At 38.0% G+C, this 19,483-nt stretch carries 19 protein-coding genes; 1 reads left to right on the top strand and 18 read right to left on the bottom strand.

Annotation, left to right across the window (positions count from 1 at the left end):
• Window positions 1-70 precede the first annotated feature (70 nt).
• The 7 genes from JIV24_RS09055 to JIV24_RS09025 all read right to left on the bottom strand — a co-directional run bounded on the left by JIV24_RS09055 (window position 71) and on the right by JIV24_RS09025 (window position 7,022).
• Window positions 71-1,039 carry a hypothetical protein gene (locus JIV24_RS09055; protein WP_200464711.1) on the bottom strand — a complete coding sequence of 323 codons (969 nt, stop codon included), beginning with the start codon at window positions 1,037-1,039 and terminating at the stop codon, window positions 71-73.
• 2 nt (window positions 1,040-1,041) lie between these two features.
• Window positions 1,042-2,424, bottom strand: a complete 1,383-nt coding sequence (locus JIV24_RS09050) for a PKD domain-containing protein (RefSeq protein WP_200464710.1) — start codon at window positions 2,422-2,424, stop codon at window positions 1,042-1,044.
• A 9-nt stretch (window positions 2,425-2,433) separates the two neighbouring features.
• On the bottom strand, window positions 2,434-3,375 hold the full coding sequence (locus JIV24_RS09045; RefSeq protein ID WP_200464709.1) for a PorP/SprF family type IX secretion system membrane protein: 942 nt from the start codon (window positions 3,373-3,375) through the stop codon (window positions 2,434-2,436).
• Window positions 3,372-5,108: a T9SS type B sorting domain-containing protein gene (locus tag JIV24_RS09040; protein WP_200464708.1), complete on the bottom strand. Its 1,737-nt coding sequence runs from the start codon at window positions 5,106-5,108 to the stop codon at window positions 3,372-3,374. Before JIV24_RS09040 ends, JIV24_RS09045 begins: the two co-directional genes overlap by 4 nt.
• A gap of 371 nt (window positions 5,109-5,479) precedes the next feature.
• The gene (locus JIV24_RS09035; RefSeq protein WP_200464707.1) at window positions 5,480-5,872 is read right to left on the bottom strand and encodes an HIT family protein; all 393 of its coding nucleotides are present in this window, start codon (window positions 5,870-5,872) and stop codon (window positions 5,480-5,482) included.
• A gap of 10 nt (window positions 5,873-5,882) precedes the next feature.
• Window positions 5,883-6,347: a transcription elongation factor GreA gene (greA, locus tag JIV24_RS09030; RefSeq protein ID WP_200464706.1), complete on the bottom strand. Its 465-nt coding sequence runs from the start codon at window positions 6,345-6,347 to the stop codon at window positions 5,883-5,885.
• 255 nt (window positions 6,348-6,602) lie between these two features.
• On the bottom strand, window positions 6,603-7,022 hold the full coding sequence (locus tag JIV24_RS09025; protein WP_200464705.1) for a hypothetical protein: 420 nt from the start codon (window positions 7,020-7,022) through the stop codon (window positions 6,603-6,605).
• Window positions 7,023-7,204: 182 nt separating this feature from the next.
• Between JIV24_RS09025 and JIV24_RS09020 the strand changes: the two genes are divergently transcribed.
• Window positions 7,205-7,642, top strand: a complete 438-nt coding sequence (locus JIV24_RS09020) for a Rieske (2Fe-2S) protein (protein ID WP_200464704.1) — start codon at window positions 7,205-7,207, stop codon at window positions 7,640-7,642.
• A 167-nt stretch (window positions 7,643-7,809) separates the two neighbouring features.
• Here the strand turns inward: JIV24_RS09020 and JIV24_RS09015 are convergent, their stop codons facing one another.
• From JIV24_RS09015 to JIV24_RS08965, 11 genes are all read right to left on the bottom strand, one after another.
• Window positions 7,810-8,754 (bottom strand): pyridoxal-phosphate dependent enzyme, encoded by a 945-nt coding sequence (locus tag JIV24_RS09015; RefSeq protein WP_200464703.1) that lies wholly within the window; start codon window positions 8,752-8,754, stop codon window positions 7,810-7,812.
• A gap of 5 nt (window positions 8,755-8,759) precedes the next feature.
• A complete protein-coding gene (locus JIV24_RS09010) occupies window positions 8,760-8,990 on the bottom strand; it encodes a putative signal transducing protein (protein WP_200464702.1) in 231 nt (76 codons plus the stop codon).
• A 295-nt stretch (window positions 8,991-9,285) separates the two neighbouring features.
• The gene (locus JIV24_RS09005) at window positions 9,286-9,714 is read right to left on the bottom strand and encodes an AraC family transcriptional regulator (RefSeq protein ID WP_200464701.1); all 429 of its coding nucleotides are present in this window, start codon (window positions 9,712-9,714) and stop codon (window positions 9,286-9,288) included.
• Window positions 9,715-10,212, bottom strand: a complete 498-nt coding sequence (locus tag JIV24_RS09000; RefSeq protein WP_200464700.1) for a helix-turn-helix domain-containing protein — start codon at window positions 10,210-10,212, stop codon at window positions 9,715-9,717.
• 12 nt (window positions 10,213-10,224) lie between these two features.
• Window positions 10,225-12,138 carry a TonB family protein gene (locus JIV24_RS08995; RefSeq protein WP_200464699.1) on the bottom strand — a complete coding sequence of 638 codons (1,914 nt, stop codon included), beginning with the start codon at window positions 12,136-12,138 and terminating at the stop codon, window positions 10,225-10,227.
• Between the two features lie 80 nt (window positions 12,139-12,218).
• Window positions 12,219-13,298, bottom strand: a complete 1,080-nt coding sequence (gene carA / locus JIV24_RS08990) for a glutamine-hydrolyzing carbamoyl-phosphate synthase small subunit (RefSeq protein WP_200464698.1) — start codon at window positions 13,296-13,298, stop codon at window positions 12,219-12,221.
• 476 nt (window positions 13,299-13,774) lie between these two features.
• On the bottom strand, window positions 13,775-15,115 hold the full coding sequence (locus JIV24_RS08985) for a citrate/2-methylcitrate synthase (RefSeq protein ID WP_200464697.1): 1,341 nt from the start codon (window positions 15,113-15,115) through the stop codon (window positions 13,775-13,777).
• Between the two features lie 7 nt (window positions 15,116-15,122).
• A complete protein-coding gene (gene argH, locus JIV24_RS08980; protein WP_200464696.1) occupies window positions 15,123-16,454 on the bottom strand; it encodes an argininosuccinate lyase in 1,332 nt (443 codons plus the stop codon).
• Between the two features lie 190 nt (window positions 16,455-16,644).
• Entirely contained in the window at window positions 16,645-17,715 is a 1,071-nt protein-coding gene (locus tag JIV24_RS08975) for a M20 family metallo-hydrolase (protein ID WP_200464695.1), read from the bottom strand.
• Window positions 17,716-17,719: 4 nt separating this feature from the next.
• A complete protein-coding gene (argB, locus tag JIV24_RS08970; RefSeq protein WP_200464694.1) occupies window positions 17,720-18,502 on the bottom strand; it encodes an acetylglutamate kinase in 783 nt (260 codons plus the stop codon).
• A gap of 4 nt (window positions 18,503-18,506) precedes the next feature.
• A complete protein-coding gene (locus JIV24_RS08965) occupies window positions 18,507-19,457 on the bottom strand; it encodes an N-acetylornithine carbamoyltransferase (RefSeq protein WP_200464693.1) in 951 nt (316 codons plus the stop codon).
• Window positions 19,458-19,483 lie beyond the last annotated feature (26 nt).

Below are 19,483 nucleotides of genomic sequence, written 5' to 3'. Positions count from 1 at the left end.
TTTGCATTTAGTCAGATATACGCTATAATAGAGAGATTAGTTATATATATAAATATACAAATCAACTTTATTATAACTCCTCAGCTCCTGGATTCCCCTTGTACTTAGGTACACCTCCAATTGGCACACTGTAAGATTTAAGCAACTCACCATACTGGTTTTCGAAATATATAACCACGTTATTATTTCGATAGTCACCCGTTCGATTTTTGTGCATTTGAATATCGAGAGAGGTATTGTACTCATCAGGCTTAATATCGTACATACTTGTGGCCCACTCATCATCACCTGATATTTTCATCGGTTTATAAGCGGTGGCTACCGAGCGAACAATAATTCGTCCATCGTTATCCCAATCGAAATTCGTTTGCTTAATGGATACGATGCTTGAGTCATTTACATAGGGGTAAATGTGAGATATTTCTCGCGGGTTATCATGCAGGCGAACTGTGTATTTGTAATAAAAAGCATAACCTCCTTCTACTTCATCCTCACTATCCTTTTTGGTACTCATAAACAGCTGATACATATTGCCGTCATCACCATCGACGCCTTCGATGATAATTTTGAACACATGCCCTCCTTCATCGGGCAAATACTCACCCTCTGATGGATTTATAGGTCCAAATGTGTACCATTTCATATCGTGCTCGCTATCGTTTCCAAAGGTTTGAGATGCGAGTAAAGTACCTTCATCATAATTCCCATCCAAATTCAATTTTTTGGCATCCTCACTTGAGCAACTACCTTGTCCGCCATAAATACTAAACGATGTCTGGGTATTCCATTCACCTTGCAACTCATCGTTTTCACCACCACAATCGGGGTCAAAAACCTTTATATAAATAGGTGCATTATGTCCTTCAGGAACGGTAAAAAAGATGATTTGGCAAAAGTTGGCATCTCCCCATGAAGTTTCAGCATTGGCTCCAAAAGTTATCAGATTCGGAATGTTTTCATCTGCACCTGGAACTGGTTGTGCTTTAACCATTGTTCCGACCAACAATAAAATAAATGATAGCTTAAGTAGTTTGGACATAATTATTCGATTACGTTAATTTCTTTGTAGGTACACATTTTTTTGTTTCGGTCATTCTTACAAATGGTTCCGCATTTAACAATGTGTTTTCCTTTTGTTCGAAAAATATACTGAATAGTTTCACCTTTTTGTTTTGTTCCATCAGGCAATTCCCAGTAAAAGCCATTAGGCTCGAAGTCACCAAGGTTCGACTCTAAGGCATCAAGTGTTTGTAATTCACCTAACTTAACCTCATCAGGCATATTAATATAAACCTGTATTTTTTTCTTCACATCCTGGTAAAAATCGTTCAACACAAATAGTTCAACATTGTCAATTGTATCAACTAGAACCGATTGTACATGGTAAGTATCTGGTTGTTTAAACTGATGAATAACCGTATCACCCTCAGCAGTATTTCCATCTCCAAAAAACCAGCGGTATTTAAGCGGACCATCACCTTTACCGTTCATACGATCGTAAAAACGATAGGTATAGGTATTTTCTTTTTGCTTGGTTCCAGGGCCAAAGGTGGGAAAAGAATAAGTGAACTCAAATAAATCGTCATCACCATAGCGGTCAGAAGCAAAATAACCATGCTGCTCACTTGGGTCGATGTAACAGCTAAACTCATTGGCTGGCGTATTAATCCCTTCTTCCATTGCAACAGGCTGCGCCCAACCATCATCGGTTCTATAGGTATAAAAAATGTCGTAACCTCCTTGTCCTCCCAGGCTGTCAGATGCAAAATAGAGCTTACCACTCTCGTGATAGAATGGAAATACCTCCATACCGGTTGTATTTACCTTCGAACCTATATTTTGTGCAGGTCCCCATTCTGTTCCTGTTCGCACTGAAACGTATATATCAGTCTGACCATAACCCCCTGCCAAATCAGATATAAAAAACAGATACTTTCCATCAGGTGAAATACTTGGGTGAGCTGTATTGTAGCGCCTTGAATTAAAAGGACTTCTACGTGCACTGCGATACTTATCTCCTTTTTTCTTGGCCATTTTTATTCCGTAAGAACTTTGTTTTCTATCTTGCACTTGCAACTCTGTAAAATAAACCTCATTGCTATCCGGCAAAGAACAAATTGATTTAATATCCAAACCCGAGAAATAGGAAGGGAGATACTGTTTCACTTTTGTCCAGCTGGAATCCTCTCGTTGATGGACCATCATTAGATTAAAGAGTTTATTCCCATTCTGATCTAACTCTTTGCTAAACGCACTAACATTTTTATCAGAACTGAAAAGCAACAAAGAATCCTGTATGAACGGAGCCCTCTCATTTTCATACTTCTTTGAAAACTCCAATTTATTAACGATTAGGTCCTGAGCGGTCATCAGCTGATAACTACTTAAAAGTATAAAACTGAAGATAATTATTAATTGACGCATACTGGAGGTTTAAAAGAATTTCAGATTAGGAGTATGGACTTTACGTCCAAAATCAAATTGAATGGCCACTTCATGTGTACCATCGTTGTACGAACCTATATCGCCCATGCCGTAATCATAACTGTATGAAAATCGCAATTGAGGTGAAATTTGAAAGGCGACCATCGCCACTAAATCACTATTGGTTCGATAAGCCGTTCCTAACCACAACATGTTGTTATAAATAATACTCGCATTAATATCAACAGTTGAGTCAAACTCCGGGTTAATGCGTGCCATAAAACTTGGCTGTAAATGCCAGCGCTTTGACAAGGTAAAAAGATAACCGCCAGTCACCAGATAATTGGCTTTGTTTAATGCAAATTCATTGGAACCTCCTTCTACATACGGATCATAGTAAAAAAAGTTAGGTACCGAAAAGCCTACAAAATACTTACTGGAATACCAGGCTGTACCAAAACCAACTGCCGGTGCAAAATTAGATTCGTTGACTGCAAACACATCATCAAGCACTCCTGCTCCTCCATTTCCATCGAAGGTATTAACATCGGACCAGTTGGCATTGTAAAAACCACCACCTCCGTTGATACTAAACGCCAGTTTTCTGTTTCCCGACATTTTAACTCGGTAAGTATATGATAAAGCAAAACCCGTTTGCTTATTAACGCCATACTGCTGGTTATAAACTTCAAGTCCCACGGCGACATTCTCATTTTTTAAAGGCGAATGCATGCTAAACAACATTGAACCCGGCGCTCCATCAATACCAGACCACTTTTGTCGGTAACCACCATACAAGGATAACACTTCACGATTACCCGCAAAAGCCGTATTTAATGCATATCGATTATGCATATACTGGCTCATCACTAGTTCCTTTTGAGCACTTAGCGGGATTATAGTCACAAACAATAGCGCTGCTAAAACAGTATTTCTTAATACATTTTTCATTGCTTGCTCCCTTTAATAATTAAGTAACTTTTGATTGGGTCGATACCCTCTCCTTCAAAAATATAGTAGTAAGTACCATCTTCTGTATTGCCATCATTCTTTTGACCGTTCCAGCCTATTTCTTTATCATCTTTTGGGTGACAGAAATTGTTTTCCTGGTAAACAATTTTTCCTGTTACGTCAAAAACAGTTAGTTTATTCTTGGCAACGTTTTTAGCACCGCCAATTATAAAGATTTCATTAGTTCCATCGCCATTAGGTGAGAAGCCAGTAGTCTTGTAAATTCCTTTATTAGAAATGGATATCTCATCTGGAGTTTCATAATCAGCACAGAATTCCCCATTTGAGACTGTCCATTTAAAAGTATATTCACCAATAATCAGATTATTAACCTTTGTATATGAACTATCTGCATCAACAAATAAAGGCTTCTGAGATGGTTCTTCTATCACTTCCCATAGCCCTTTCATACCTTTCAATGGCTCCTCTGCTTGCAGATCTAAATTTCGAGCTAGGTAAAACTCTACGGTATCCTTTATAATGTTACTCTCTGGTATTTTGTAAAACGTTACGCTTAGGTCAGAAGTGTCATAACAATCAGTATTATCCTCATTTTCTTCTGTCCATTGTAAATCGTACATCTCTTCTGCAAACTGTACATCTGAATCTAGTGATATTTCATTGCCATCAAATTCAAGACCTGAACCTCCATTATCATCAATTAATGTCCAATAACCACTACTATTTAGTCCTTCGGTCAGAATAGGTTCAAGCACTGCCTCAAATCCACATATCGGACTATCTATCGTCCCAGCATTGGCATTGGGCATTTTATCAACATGTACATCCACATCATCGTTAATAACTGTTTCGCAGCCATTAATAGATGTTAGTTTATAAACCTGATACGTTTCATTTGAAGTTAACTCTCGGGTTAATATTTGATGGGTGTCAAACTCATAAATATCAATGCCTTCAACATTATCAGTATATGAAACTGTAATTGGGAACTCACCCACTAAATTCAAATCAATTGTTGCTTGTTCGCCTGCACAAATTGTTTCAGAATCTCTGATTACACCACCAGATGGACTAGGAGTATTGATAACTTCATAGTTGGAATAAGCAATCTCATCACTCATGCATCCGTCATTATCTTCTGTAAAAAAGAAAGTGTAGATTCCTTCACTTGCAGCTGTAAAAATTGGATTGGTAATGTTTTCGTCACTCAATGTACCATCACTTGAGTTTTCAAGTCGCCATGAGCATGTACTGCTTTCAAATTCTTTAGTTGCACTAAGGTTCACATCTAAATCACAAGTGCGTAGTGGAGCATTGATAGTTGGTTTAGGCTTATTATTGACAATGATATCAATACGTCCATCTACAATAGGATCCCCATTTTCATCAAGTATGCTCCCCGGATTTCCATTAGTATCTGAAAAATCATAAAATCTCAAATATCCAGTTTTAGTAAACTCTGTTGTAAATTCAAAGGTGTAACTATTGTACGCAGTAGTTACAAATCCTTGATCAATTATTCCACTATTTATCCAATATTTAAAATCGAAAGGTGCATCTCCAGTAAATTCAACAATCATTTTTATGTTTCCTGATTCACAGAGTCGAAACTGATCGACAGTAACCGTTGCTGTCGGAGTCTGCCCAAATAATATATTATCTACTCCAGTCCATACCAGAAGTAAAATAATCACTAGTAGATATTTTTTCATCCCCATTAATATTGTTAACAAACGTATTGTCCCCAAACCGCTCAACAACTAAGCATTATACGCCTGATAATTAATAAAGTTCCATCACTTACAAACATAATTAAAAATTGACGAACCACGTTTATTTTCGCCATCAGTCCGGAGCGATTGACGGCCCAAAACAGTTCATTCGTCAAAATAATGTAAGCCCATCAGGATGTAAACGACGGTATGTGGTAATTGTTTTGTGAGCTGCGTATGTAATTTGTCACTGACAATCTATTGTAAATTATACATACTTTTCAAACGACACAGTATTAACGAACTAGGTCTATGAAACAAAAAAAAAGAGCTACGAATGCAGCTCTTTCTGTATATTATAATGTTTCTGATTACAGTGCTTTTCGAATAGCATCTGCAATAGATTCAAACTCCTCTTTTTCCAATTTCAATTTCGGATTCCTGAAATTCACGTCTGCCTCACTATTCATCGGAATGAGATGTATGTGTGCATGAGGCACTTCTAATCCCAATACAGCCACTCCAACTCGTTTACAATCTATTACTTTCTTTTGTGCAATGGCAATTTTCTTGGCAAACACATTCATATCAGCCAATAAATTATCTTCCAAATCAAATAAATAGTCTGTTTCCTGCTTAGGGATAACCAAGGTATGCCCTTTAGCTAAAGGATTAATATCCAGAAATGCAAAGAAGCGGTCATCTTCAGCAATTTTGTAACATGGAATTTCTCCTTTGACGATTTTGGTAAAAATGGTAGACATGGCTTATTTCTTAAATTGATATTTCAACAATTTCAAAAGTCATTAAACCATTTGGCACCTGAATCTCCACCTGGTCACCAACTTCTTTACCCAATAAACCTTTGGCGATTGGTGTAGAAATAGATATTTTGCCTTCTTTAAGATTCGCCTCACTTTCAGGCACTAAAGTATAAGTCATGCTTGCCTTATTCTTTAGGTTTTTAATTTTCACCTTGTTTAGCAATTGTACTTTTGACGTATCAATGCGCGATTCATCAATGATTCGGCTATTGGCAACTGTGTCTTGCAATTTAGCAATACGCATCTCCAGTAAGCCCTGAGCTTCTTTTGCGGCATCGTACTCTGCATTTTCTGATAAATCACCTTTATCACGTGCCTCAGCAATTTGCTTCGAAATAGATGGACGTTCAAAAGTCTCTAATTGATGCAATTCTTCTTTAAGCTTCTTTAAGCCAGCTTCGGTTATATATTTCATGTCTCTAAATTTAATGTAGTTAAGCTCTCATACTTCTTGTGCAATTTTCATTCGAACGTTTAATATTTCGAATCTCTTATGACTTCGTACGACATCTCTTACTTCTATCTTACTATAATTCTGTACCGTTATATAAAAAAAATAAAGAATCCCGATTTCCCAGAACTCTTTGTTACAAATATACAAAAGTTATCATTAAGTTCAAAAAAGCAACCGCTCACACTCACCATAAACAACTAGTGCAATGGCAGTTGATTACACATATGGCCGTTTCAAAATCTCTGAGTAAATGACAGCTTGCCTTAAGTCTATTTGCTCTTTATCAAACTCAAACCCTTCATTATCATCTTCAAGCTCTCCTACTTTAACATGCTCTTTTTTAGATGTCATCGCACGCTTTGTTTCTTTCTTTTTAGCTTGCATGTACAAGGGCACATCCTTCGCTACTTTTTTTACCTTTTCCTCTTTCACAACTTCTTGCTGAGGCTTTTGAAACAGCTCCCTTAACTCACCTAATATATCTTCCTCCGGCTCTTGCATTGGATCATGCTCAGGCCGGCTTTCATTTTCGGGCATCGGTCTTGGCTTTTTGGCTTGTTTCTGCTTTTTAATTGCGCTAAAAACCAATGCTGCCAGCATAGCAAGTATATACAGTATGTTACCAATATCGTCCATGACTTTCTTATTTAATACTGAGCCAAATTACCATTTTTTAAACGAAGAATAGCAAACTTCGATTAGTAATACGTCATTTTCGTTTAAATTGTTTGCAAACATCAAGGCATTTGACTGAATCGCATTTACTATTTTTGCAATAAAGGAAAAACAAAAACGTTACTGTAGATAAATAGATTTCAATGAAGAAGCTCATTACGCTACTATTAATACCATTTTTCACATTAGCTTGTCAAAAAGATAGTGTAGAAATTATACCTAATATTCGTTTTACCGCAGAGATAAACCTTGACAATCCTCAATACTCCGGAAGCAATCCTTTTATAGTAATGCCGGGAGGCACTAACCGCTATGTCGGAATCAATGGGGTTGTGGTATTTGAAGTTACACCAACTGAGTTTTATGCATTTGATTTGATGTGTACACACCAACACGATAAGACTGGTTCATTCTTTGTGGAAGAGGTTAACAAGGGTGATGTTGTTTTAAAGTGTCCTGAATGCGGTTCTGAATTTAATGTAGCAGCCGAATATGGCAGCATTGTTAAAGGCCCGGCCAAATGGCCACTTAAACGCTACCAAACATCAGTAAGCGGAAGCATTCTTCGCATCTGGAATTAAAACTATTTACATTAACACAAATAGACTCCAACGATAGACTTTGGCACATATATTGTAAATCATTGATCACCTATCAGTAATTCAACATACTGTAGTTGAGCAAATTTAATTGCTTGTTACGTTCCCCAAAAATGCCTCGATATCATTGCGAGGCATTTTTCTTTTATCTAAAAGGGAAGATTCTGTAAATCAACATTCCCACCCGTTATAACTATTCCAATCTTTTGATTTTTGAATAAAGCCTGATTCTCAAGAACCGCAGCTAATGGCACAGCCGACGATGGCTCAACTATAAGTTTCATGCGCTCCCATATTAGTCGCATGGCCTGTATTATACTCTCTTCTGACACCAGATAAATGTCATCGACTTTTTTCTTGATTATTTCGAACGTTAGTGAACCTAATGAGGTACGCAGACCATCAGCAATAGTATCCGGATTGACAACAGGCTGAAAAACGCCCTTCCTGAAGGACTGATAGGCATCATCTGCATTTGCTGGCTCACCCGCAATTACTTTCAGCTGAGGAAAAACTTCTTTTACATATGTAGCAGTACCACTCAGCAAACCTCCTCCACCAACAGGAGTCATGATGATATCTAAATCTTTATTATCCTGCAATAATTCTAATGATGCCGTTCCTTGTCCGCAAATCACTTCCCATTGATTGTAAGGATGAACCATAACAGCACCAGTTTGACGAATCACTTCTTCCAAAGTACTCTCACGTGCCGCTAATGTTGGTTGACAAAAAGTAATCTGCGCACCATAACCTGCCACAGCTTTCTTCTTAATCTCAGGTGCATTTTCCGGCATCACAATATGTGCTTTCACGCCATTAATTTTCGCGGCTAAAGCTAATGCTGCTGCGTGGTTTCCAGATGAGTGAGTAGCAACGCCATGCTTCTTTTGTTCGTCAGATAAAGACAAAACAGCATTGGTAGCTCCGCGATATTTAAAAGCACCCACCTTTTGCAGATTTTCACATTTAAAAAAAAGTTCCGCTCCACATATTTCATTAATACTCTTACAAGTCAGAACAGGCGTTTGATGTACAAATGGTTTAATCTGTTCGTAAGCCTTTTCAATATCAGCGGCAAGAGGTAAATTCATTCGAATTACTTTTTAAGTTCGCTTACAAATTTATCAACAATTGGCTGGGCTATATCTGCATCTTTACTAAAGATATATAAATCAACGGAGGTTTGAGTTCCAGCCACGAAACCAGCAGATACGCCAGACTCATAATCGTTTTTTATCATCGATTCGATACCATTATCAGCTAAAGCATTTTTAAGATGAGCAACAGTAAGTTCGGTATCTGAGTAGATGTTAATTAAATCTTCCATAACATTAATGTTTAGATTAAAATAGAGTTAAAGCAGCCGGTTTTTTTAAAGATATTAAAATTACATCAGACTAAAAATAGAGCAGCATCCTCAGCATAGCTACATGGCACCAAATAGGTACCTTCTTCGGATCAACCTCGCTGGGAGCGTAGTTATACCCTTGTTGGTACGAACAAGCCCCGAAGCTCCACCGAAGTAGGCATATGTTCATCTGAACAAACTGACAAAGGTCAAAAGGTTATTCACTCAATTACATGACTGTTCTGACAGCTTTGCTTGAATTATAAATCACAATTTACATAGACCGAACCGGCACACATATATCTACTAAAAACGTTTCGTCTTTCGGTTCTTCCGTATACATTTCAAAGCATGGTTTATCATCAGGCTGGTAAGCACTTTCAGGAATCCAACTGGCATAAATCCAGTTCCAGGCATCAGCGAATTGATGCGCCTGCACCTCAAATTTTACCACAACATATTGCCCACCTTCAATCTGCATCTTACCTATTTCGCCATCAACTTTAGTATCTTCAGGTACTGTAATGCAAATGCTGATTCGCAACTTCATCTCTTCCGCAATGTTCGGGTCATCATGATAAACAGCTAAAGACCTCAAGTCTGATTGTGCCATTAATCCACGGGATCCTGCCCATGTCATAATATTCTGCCATAGGCCTCTAAACAATTCTTCATTGCCTTTGTAAGGCCCAATATGACGCACCTAAGCAACTGTCATATTCGGCAACTCTTTAATTTCGATACTCTTGTTAAGATCCATATTCGTATTCCATTTTAGTGATTTTGTATACGAACAAAAGTAGACGCTTAACTCCTCCTTGACTTTCTCAAGATTGCTATTGCTTTGACTCAAATTGCTTTTTTGACGCATCTGATATAACCAAGCAGTTGGCGATTGACCAAAGTGCTGTTTGAAATTTCTGGAAAAGATTGAAATATCAGTAAAACCACACTGAAAAGCCACTTCACCAACCCTTAGGTTATGGTTCATCACTAATAAGGTGGCAGCTCGTTGCAATCGTAATCGAGTAATAAACTGAAACGGTGTTTCATTCATCACACCCATAAATATGCGATGGAAATGATACTTGGAGAAATTAGCTACAGCTGCTAACTCATCCAGAGAAAACTGCTGGTCGAGGTTTGATTCAATATAATCAAGCGTTTTATTAACACGTGCTGTATATTCTGCGACTTCCATCTATCAACAACCTTATAAATTAGTAACATATTCGAATCGATAATTATCCAACATATTACTATAGGTTGAACGTCTTATTTTAGGATCCAACTCCAACTTCGATGCCTTCAAAATTTCACCAGGAACCAGAAAGCTGGGTTTAATCTGAGCAATTTTTAAAGGCACAGTCTTTCCGTTTTCAGTATATTCTCCAGATATATATTTACCCTTTTTATATTTCTCAACTAGTTTAAAGTTATCTGAAAGCTTAAGCTCCCACTCTCCAACCCATAACATATTTTGCAATTCACCAGTCACATTTAAAGTATCTGAATGATTATAAATTGGCACTTGATACTCCCAATTGCCGGTACTCTTCTCAACGGTTTGACACCCATCTTCATTAAAAGAGCTTATAACATTGAAGGAATGATCTTTTATTTCTACCAAATGCTTTGATTTACCATCATCGAAATAAAACTTCCATAAACCTAACGGTATATCATTATCGAATAGGTATTCGCTTTTTAACTGTCCGTTTGGATAAAAAAACTGAAAAGCGCCATCTTTTTTACCATAGTTAAGTTCACCAGATGAATATAAGCTTCCATCCATTAAAAAATCACGATAAGCACCCTCAATCCTTAAACCATTTTCTAGTTGAGCAAGACGATAATAACAAGCATATTTAGGGCTTGTAAGTTCCCATTCTTCATTGAAGTACAACTTAGCACACTTACTATAACTTATAATTTCAGTATGTAAAAATGTTGATGATGAACGTAATTTCTTATAGATGCTTTTGTAATTCTTTTGATCATTAAGCCCAAGTGCCATTAGGGCCTCCTGCCTCTTTAAAAATACATCATAAGCAAAAGGATTAATCAATAGATAATCCGCGCAGCTTTGAATGATTTTTTTATTATCAGAGACATCATCTCCCTTCAAACGCTCCAGCAAACTCTGTTCGGTAAAGTTTAATTGTTCAATTCTAAAGCTGATTGGCAAAACATGGGATGAGCGTATGGCGTTCCCATTCTTCGTAGCAGGTTTGACCCATTTGCCACTTGTTAAATTAACCAAACGAATGGCTTCTGCATCCAGTTCAGGCGTTACAGAATGTAATACTTTGATATTTTCAAGTTGCGCATCCTCTGAGATATCAAATTGAACTAACACCATACCTTCCTCTTCATTAAACAGCGCCTTTAGAGGATAATTAAGTTCTAAACTGATAAAGTTAACCACACTTGAATCGACTCCAACAACACAAACCGGCATTTCAATATTCTCAATGGGGAACTTTGGATGAGTAATCGGTCTCAAATCCTCGTTGTTACATTTATAGAAGAAGTAATTTTTACATGACTTATTGTGCTCCTTTGCATACAACCAATCCAGACAAGCTTCGCGTTTCATTTTAAGATTAAACTTTGCTGCACCACGGCTAAAGTAAAGACTATACTTTTTAGGATCACGAGCTAAAACAAAATTATAATCCGTAATAGCACTCTTAAAATGTTGGGATTCCAAATGAATGTTTCCCCGGTAATTTCGATAACGGGCGTTATTTGGCTCCATACTTATTAACAAGTCAAAGTAGAATAATGCCTTATCAAACTCTTCATTTTTATCAAGAAACTGCCCTTTCATATAAAAATACTGAGAGTCGAGAGGCTTATAAACATAGGCCTTCTCTAATTCCAACAAAGCATCTTTATAATTTTTCAGATGGTAATTGGCATAACTTTTCCGGACATAAGTATTCCCATAATAAGGATTCTCTTTTTCAATTTTTGAAAAATAATTAAGGGCTGCTGCATACTGTTTATTCTGATACAACGATTCGGCTTCATTCCATACTTCCCAGTTTATTTGGGCAATAGAAGAGTGTATGGATACAAAACTCAGTACAATCAATAAAGGTCTTAGGTAGTGATTTTTCATTAGCTATTTTTTTCACACCTAAAATAATAAAAAAGAGCAACCACTTGGCTGCTCTTTCATATAATATAGCTATTATACAATTACTTACTTTCTTCAATCCTTGCAATCAACTCATCGAATAAGAATTCTGTATCCGTTGGTCCACTTGATGCTTCCGGATGAAATTGTGTTGAGAAAAAAGGTTTAGTTTTATGCTTAACCCCTTCGTTAGTCTTATCATTAATATTTACAAAAAACGGTTCCCACTCATCACCAAGTGTTTCATTATCGATGGCAAAACCATGATTTTGACTGGTGATATAACAGGTATCTGTTCCTACTTTGATCACCGGGTGATTATGTGCGCGGTGGCCATATTTGAGTTTATAAGTAGATGCACCTGATGCAATACCCAATAACTGGTTACCTAAACAAATTCCAAATATCGGTTTACCTATTTCAATAGCTTTTTGAATGTGCTTAATGGTTACTTCACACATTTGCGGATCTCCAGGTCCATTTGATAACATGATACCATCATAGTCATCTTGTGTAAAGTCATAATCCCAAGGAACACGAATAACTGTTGTATCGCGCTTAAGTAAACAACGAAGAATGTTGTTTTTAGCTCCGGTATCGACCAATACGACTTTGTGTTTCCCGTTACCGTATACCTTCTTTTCTTTAACACTAACCTTGGCAACTAAATTCTCTTTATTAGGATCTACGAAATCAATCTCTTCCCCCTCAATTTCAATCTTACCAAGCATCGAACCTTTTTCGCGTAAAATCATGGTTAAAGCACGCGTATCGATACCAAAGATACCAGGTACTTTATTCTGAATCAACCACTCACGGAGGCTATTTTCCGCATTCCAGTGACTATATTCAAAAGAGTAATCAGAGATTATTAATCCTGAAATATGGATACGATCCGATTCGTGAAATTTAGGAATACCATTCTCAGTATCGTTTTTTGGCACACCATAGTTACCAATAAGAGGGTAGGTAGAAACAAGTATTTGCCCTTCATATGATGGGTCGGTCAAACTTTCAGGATAACCAGTCATGGCGGTATTAAACACTACTTCTCCGGCCACCGACTTATGGTATCCAAATGATTTTCCTTCGAAGACAGTTCCGTCTTCCAACACTAATTTAATCTTCTGTACTTCAGGCATACCTATCAATACTTTTTACAATATTATCTACACAAAAAATGCACCTATTCGCTGTTAAGAATAAATGCATGCACAAGGCTTCCCTTATGCGGCACAAATGTAATAATTATTTATATCCCAAGCGAATTTTTAAGCTTTGTTTGCATATTTATTACATATATTTTAATCCGCTGTATATGTATGCACGTTTTTAGTGTTTTTTGAGAAGTTGCTGAGTTGAAAAGTTGAATGATTGTCTAAAATCATTCGGAACATGTATCGGTTTTCAGATTTGCACTAAACATTGTACGAAACCCTCATCGGTTTACAGATCTGTCCTTAAGCATCATCCGGAATTCTCATCAATTTTCAGATGAGCCTTTAACTTTTCCAAAATTCACAACCAGGAAAAAGATTATAACAACAAAAAAGAGGGACCATGCAAATCTCCCCCATGCAACGGTCCCTCATACCCAATCAACAAAAACTCTTAATATCTATCTATTGTCTAATGCTATATAATCGTGTCTTTCTGATACATTTTTATAGGCTGGACGAATAATACGTTTACTCGAAAAAGTAACTTCTTCGATGCGATGCGCACACCATCCTGCTATACGCGAAACCGCGAAAATAGGTGTGTAAATCTCTTTCGGAATCTGTAAGCACTCATATACAAATCCACTGTAAAAATCGACATTGGCACAAATCACTTTGGCATTAGCACCTTTAAAATCATAAAATACCTGAGGCGCCAATCGCTCAATAGCGGCATATAGATGAAATTCATCAACACGCCCTTTTTCGACGGCCAAAGCTTCGGCTTTTTCTTTTAATAATACAGCACGAGGATCCGAATTAGTATAAATAGCGTGACCAATTCCGTATATCTTACCTGTATTATCAAACGCCTCTTTATTTAAAAGCTTAAGTAAATACGCTTTAATTTCTTTCTCATCGCGCCAATCTTTCACATTGACCTTAATATTCTCCATCATGTCCATCACTTTCAGGTTGGCACCTCCGTGAAGACCTCCTTTAAGTGAACCTAATGCTGCCGCAATGGCTGAGTAAGTATCGGTTTGTGCCGAACTAACCACACGTGTTGTAAACGATGAATTATTACCACCTCCATGCTCGGCATGTATCACTAATGATAAATCCAGCAAATCGGCTTCTAACTGCGTGTAATTATCACCTTTGAGCATATACAAGAAGTTCTCGGCTGTACTCAAATGCGGTTGTGGGTGACGAATAACCAATGATTTCTTTTGGTACGAATGACGCATTCCGAAATAGGAGTAAGCCACAATCACGGGAAACTTAGCAATCAAACTTATCGACTGCTGAATCAAATTTTCAGGCGATAAATCCTCAGCTTTTTCGTCAGCAGTATAAAGTCCCAGAACCGAACGTGCCAGCATATTCATAATATCTCTCCCACGAAGCGAAAGAATCATATTTTTTGAAAAGAATGGCGGCAAATGACGCTCCAGCTCTAACTCAGCTGTAAATGCATTTAGTTCTTCGACACTTGGCAATTGTCCAGACAAGAGCAAATATGCTGTTTCTTCGAATCCATGTCGCCCGGCCGATTGAAAGCCTTTGGCCAAATCCTTAAGCTCTACACCCCGGTAAAACAGCTTTCCGTCTTTTGGGACAAGCTTTCCATCTACTTTGTCATAACCCTCTACATCACCGATGGTTGTTAAGCCTACTAGTACTCCAGAAAAATCGGCATTACGCAATCCTCGCTTCACACTGTATTCATCAAACAATGTCTTATCAATATCACTGGATACCACTGCATCCTTTGCCAATTTCTCAAATATTGCCATATGTTGTTTATTTTAATAAGTTTTGAATGACCTCAGTCACCTTTTCAAAACCAAATTCCTTAATTATCTTATTCTTTTTTCGTTCAATCTTATCATTACACAAATTACCGACAGAACCTTCATGCGTGTGATTAACCTGGTAATCTGTTTCAAACTGGCCTGCTTCAATTGCTAAACCAACTTGCTTATAGGCATCCCTAAATGGCACACCACTTAATACCAACTTATTTACTTCTTCAACACTGAATGCCAATTTATACTTGTTATCCTCCATCACATCCGTTTTCACATCGATATTTTCAATGGCAAAAGTGGCAATCTCCAAACAGTCGAGTAATTCATCAAATGCAGGCATAAACACCTCTTTTATCAACTGCAAGTCCCTGAAATACCCCGTTGGTAAATTGGCTGTAATCATGCCAATGGATTCTGGTAATGCCTGCAACTTATTGCAATGTGCCCGAAGTAATTCAAACACATCTGGATTCTTTTTATGGGGCATAATACTCGAACCAGTTGTTAACTCATCTGGCAACTTTAAAAATCCAAAGTTCTGACTTGTAAATAAACATCCATCAACTGCTAATTTCCCTATCGTTTGCGCTACAGATGACATGGCATAAGCAACAGTTCGTTCCATCTTACCGCGTGCCATTTGTGCATAACCAACGTTATAATTCAAATCCTCAAAGCCCAACAACTCCGTCGTCATTGTTCTATTTAATGGAAATGAAGAGCCATAACCAGCTGCAGTACCCAAAGGGTTTTGATTGGCTGTCCGCCAGGCTGCCTGCATCAATAACAAGTCATCGGCCAAACTTTCGGCAAAGGCACCAAACCAAACACCAAAGGATGATGGCATAGCCACTTGAAGGTGTGTATAACCTGGAATCAAAACCGACTTTTGTTCTTCACTCTTTTGTTGAAGCACAATAAACAGTTTATCGATGGCTTTAACCAACTCCTCAATACGATGACGAGTATACAATTTCAGGTCGAGAAGTACCTGATCGTTACGTGAACGACCACTGTGTACTTTTTTTCCTACATCTCCCAATTTGCGGGTTAGCATTAGTTCAACCTGCGAGTGCACATCCTCAATACCGTCCTCAATTTTGAAGTTTTCTCCAAGTGAATTCTTATATAAAGACTTTAATTCTAGCAAAAGAACATCCAGTTCACTCTTCTCTAAAAGACCAACACTTTCAAGCATGGTAATGTGCGCCATGGTTCCCAAAATGTCGAAAGGCGCCAGAAAAACATCCAGCTCACGGTCGCGTCCGACGGTGAATTCCTCAATTCGTTTATCAACGGAAGTTCCTTTATCCCATAACTTCATACCTTAACTCTTTAATTGTTAACAATCTTAATCACCAACCAAGGAGAGTTACTATCTGAAAGAAATAAAAACCTCCATCTTTCGAATTGGCAAATATATTCACTTTTTATTTATAATTATACACTTTTATCAACTTTACATGACTTTTGTCATTATTTTGATTGTATATAAACAACTTATATCCTTAAAACTATCTAATATCTAAGTCCTTTAGAAGTTTCAGATAAATATCTATTCCCTCCCTTATTTCAGACAGGAGAATATACTCATCGGGGGTGTGTGAACGAGCTGAATCGCCACAACCCATTTTTATGCTTGTAAAATCCATCACTGCCTGATCGGATGTTGTTGGAGAACCATAGTGCGATAATCCTAGTTCAATTCCACGTTTAACCAAAGGGTGTTCCATTGGAATAAATGAACTATTCAAGCGAAAAGAGCGTGGATTCACATCGCAATCGACATTACTTTCAATGACTTGATGAAGCTCTTTATTACTATAACACTCATTTAGGCGCACATCCACAACAAAACGACATGAATCAGGCACCACATTATGCTGACTGCCGCACTCTACTTGTGTAACTGTCATTTTAACAGCACCTAGATGTGGCGACACCTTATCAAACTTGTATGAACGAAACCACTCAATATCCTGCATGGCTTTGTACAAAGCATTTTCTCCTTCATTTCGTGCTGCATGCCCCGTTTTGCCGTGCGATTCACAATCCAGCACCATCAAACCTTTCTCTGCGACAGCCATCTGCATTTGAGTCGGTTCACCTACAATACCCAAATCAACCTTTCCCAATTCAGACAATATCGATGCAACACCATTGGCTCCGGAGATCTCTTCTTCTGCCGTAGCGGCAAAAACCAGGTTATATGGTAAATCTTCATCCTTCAAACATAAAAAAGTTGCCATCAGAGCAACCAAAGGACCGCCTGCATCATTGCTACCCAATCCGGTTAATTTATCACCTTCTACAGTGGCTCCAAAAGGATCATAGGTCCATTTTGAAGATGGCCTAACAGTGTCTAAATGTGAGTTAAACAGAATTGTTGGCTTGTTATTATCCTTTTCCTTAGCCCAACACCACACATTATTGCCCTGACGCTGCACGCTTAATCCATTATGCGTGAGGTAATCAGCCATTGCGTTCGCCACATCATTTTCTTCGCGACTAAAAGATTGTATTTGTATTAGCCGAACGAGCAATTCAATAGCTTCGTTGGTATATTTAATTTGCTTTTCTTCCATGATTTTAATCTAACGACAACAGTGTTCCGGATGACAAACCACTGCTCAATCCTTTTATATTTGTTATAAACACCTCCGAAACGCCACGTTTTAATGCCGCAAATCCATTATCCAACTTTGGCACCATGCCATCGTTGATAACACCAGACTCTTTGTATTCATCAAACATTTCGTATGATAGATTTGCGATAAGCGAATCATCGTCTGCAGGATTCGACAGCACCCCTTTCTTTTCGAAACAATACACCAATGACACCCTAAAAACGGAAGCAAAAGCCTTAGCCAGCTCTGCTGCCATTGTATCAGCATTGGTATTTAACATCTGCCCCTTACCATCGTGCGTTAGTGGCGCTACAACAGGAATCACCCCATTCTTAATGAGATCTTCTATTTGCTCAGTATTGACTCCAGTTACGTCTCCAGCATAACCATAATCAATATCTTTCACCGGTCGCTTAACAGCTCTAACCAAATCTAAATCAGCACCAGTTAGACCCACAGCTTGCTTATTTAAGGCCTGTAACTGAGCCACAATATTTTTATTGACCAACCCGCCATAAACCATCACAACAACATCCAGCATGTTCTGATCGGTAATGCGTCGACCTTCAACCATTTTTGTTTCCAAACCCAATTGCTGAGCTATTGCAGTAGCCGAACGACCACCTCCGTGCACCAATATTTTTTGCCCGGCAATACTGGCAAAATCTTTAATAAAAGCCTTTAAAGAATCAAGTTCTTCAACTACTTTACCACCAACCTTTACAATTGTTAATCTATCGTGCATAGCTTTATTTTAAAGATTCTAACATACGTTTAATCACAAGCTGAGCTGATACCACCCTATTGGCAGCTTCATCTATCACAATGCTATTTTCACTATCAATTACCGCATCGCTCACAATCATGTTACGACGAACGGGCAAGCAATGCATAAACCTGGCATTATTAGTTAAGTCCATTTTCTCCTCATCAACCGTCCAGCTTTTATCCTGACTCAAAATTTGTCCATAGTCAGAATAAGATGCCCAGTTTTTAGCATAGATAAAATCTGCATTCTCAAAAGCTTTTTTCTGATTGTACTCAACAGTGACACCATCAGAAAATTCTGGTGCTAACTCGTATCCTTCAGGGTGTGTCACCACCAAATCCACATTAGCTTCTTTCATCCACTCTACAAAGGAATTAGGGACCGCCTGAGGCAATGCACGGGGATGTGGTGCCCATGTCAATACCACTTTTGGTCGTTCTTTATTCTTGTGTTCTTCAATCGTGAATAAATCGGCAAAAGCTTGTAATGGATGACGTGTAGCTGACTCCATACTGATTACCGGAACACCTGCAAATTCAATAAACTGAGACAAAATCTGCTCTTCGTAATCAGCTTTTTTATCTTCAAAAGAAGCAAAAGAACGCACGGCAATTATATCACAATAGCGACCTATAACCGGCACTGCTTCGCGCAAATGCTCAGGTTTATCACCATCCATAATGACACCAAACTCCGTTTCCAACTTCCAGCCATCCTTATTAACATCCAGAACAATCACATTCATGCCCAGGTTCATAGCTGCTTTTTGCGTACTCAAACGCGTGCGAAGGCTCGAATTGAAAAATATTAATATGATGGTTTTGTTTTTACCCAAAGCATCAAAAGCATATGGATTTTTCTTGACCTCAGCCGCCTCTTTGAGAGCAACATCTAAATCGCCAATATCGTTTACTGTTAAGAATCGTTTCATTTTATTCGTTTCAAGTAATCAGTTAT

This window comes from Carboxylicivirga marina, from assembly GCF_016612505.1.
In the GTDB taxonomy this organism is placed as follows: domain Bacteria; phylum Bacteroidota; class Bacteroidia; order Bacteroidales; family Marinilabiliaceae; genus Carboxylicivirga; species Carboxylicivirga marina.
The sequence above is the reverse complement of the archived record's forward strand: the minus strand, read 5'-3'. Positions and strand labels throughout refer to the sequence as shown.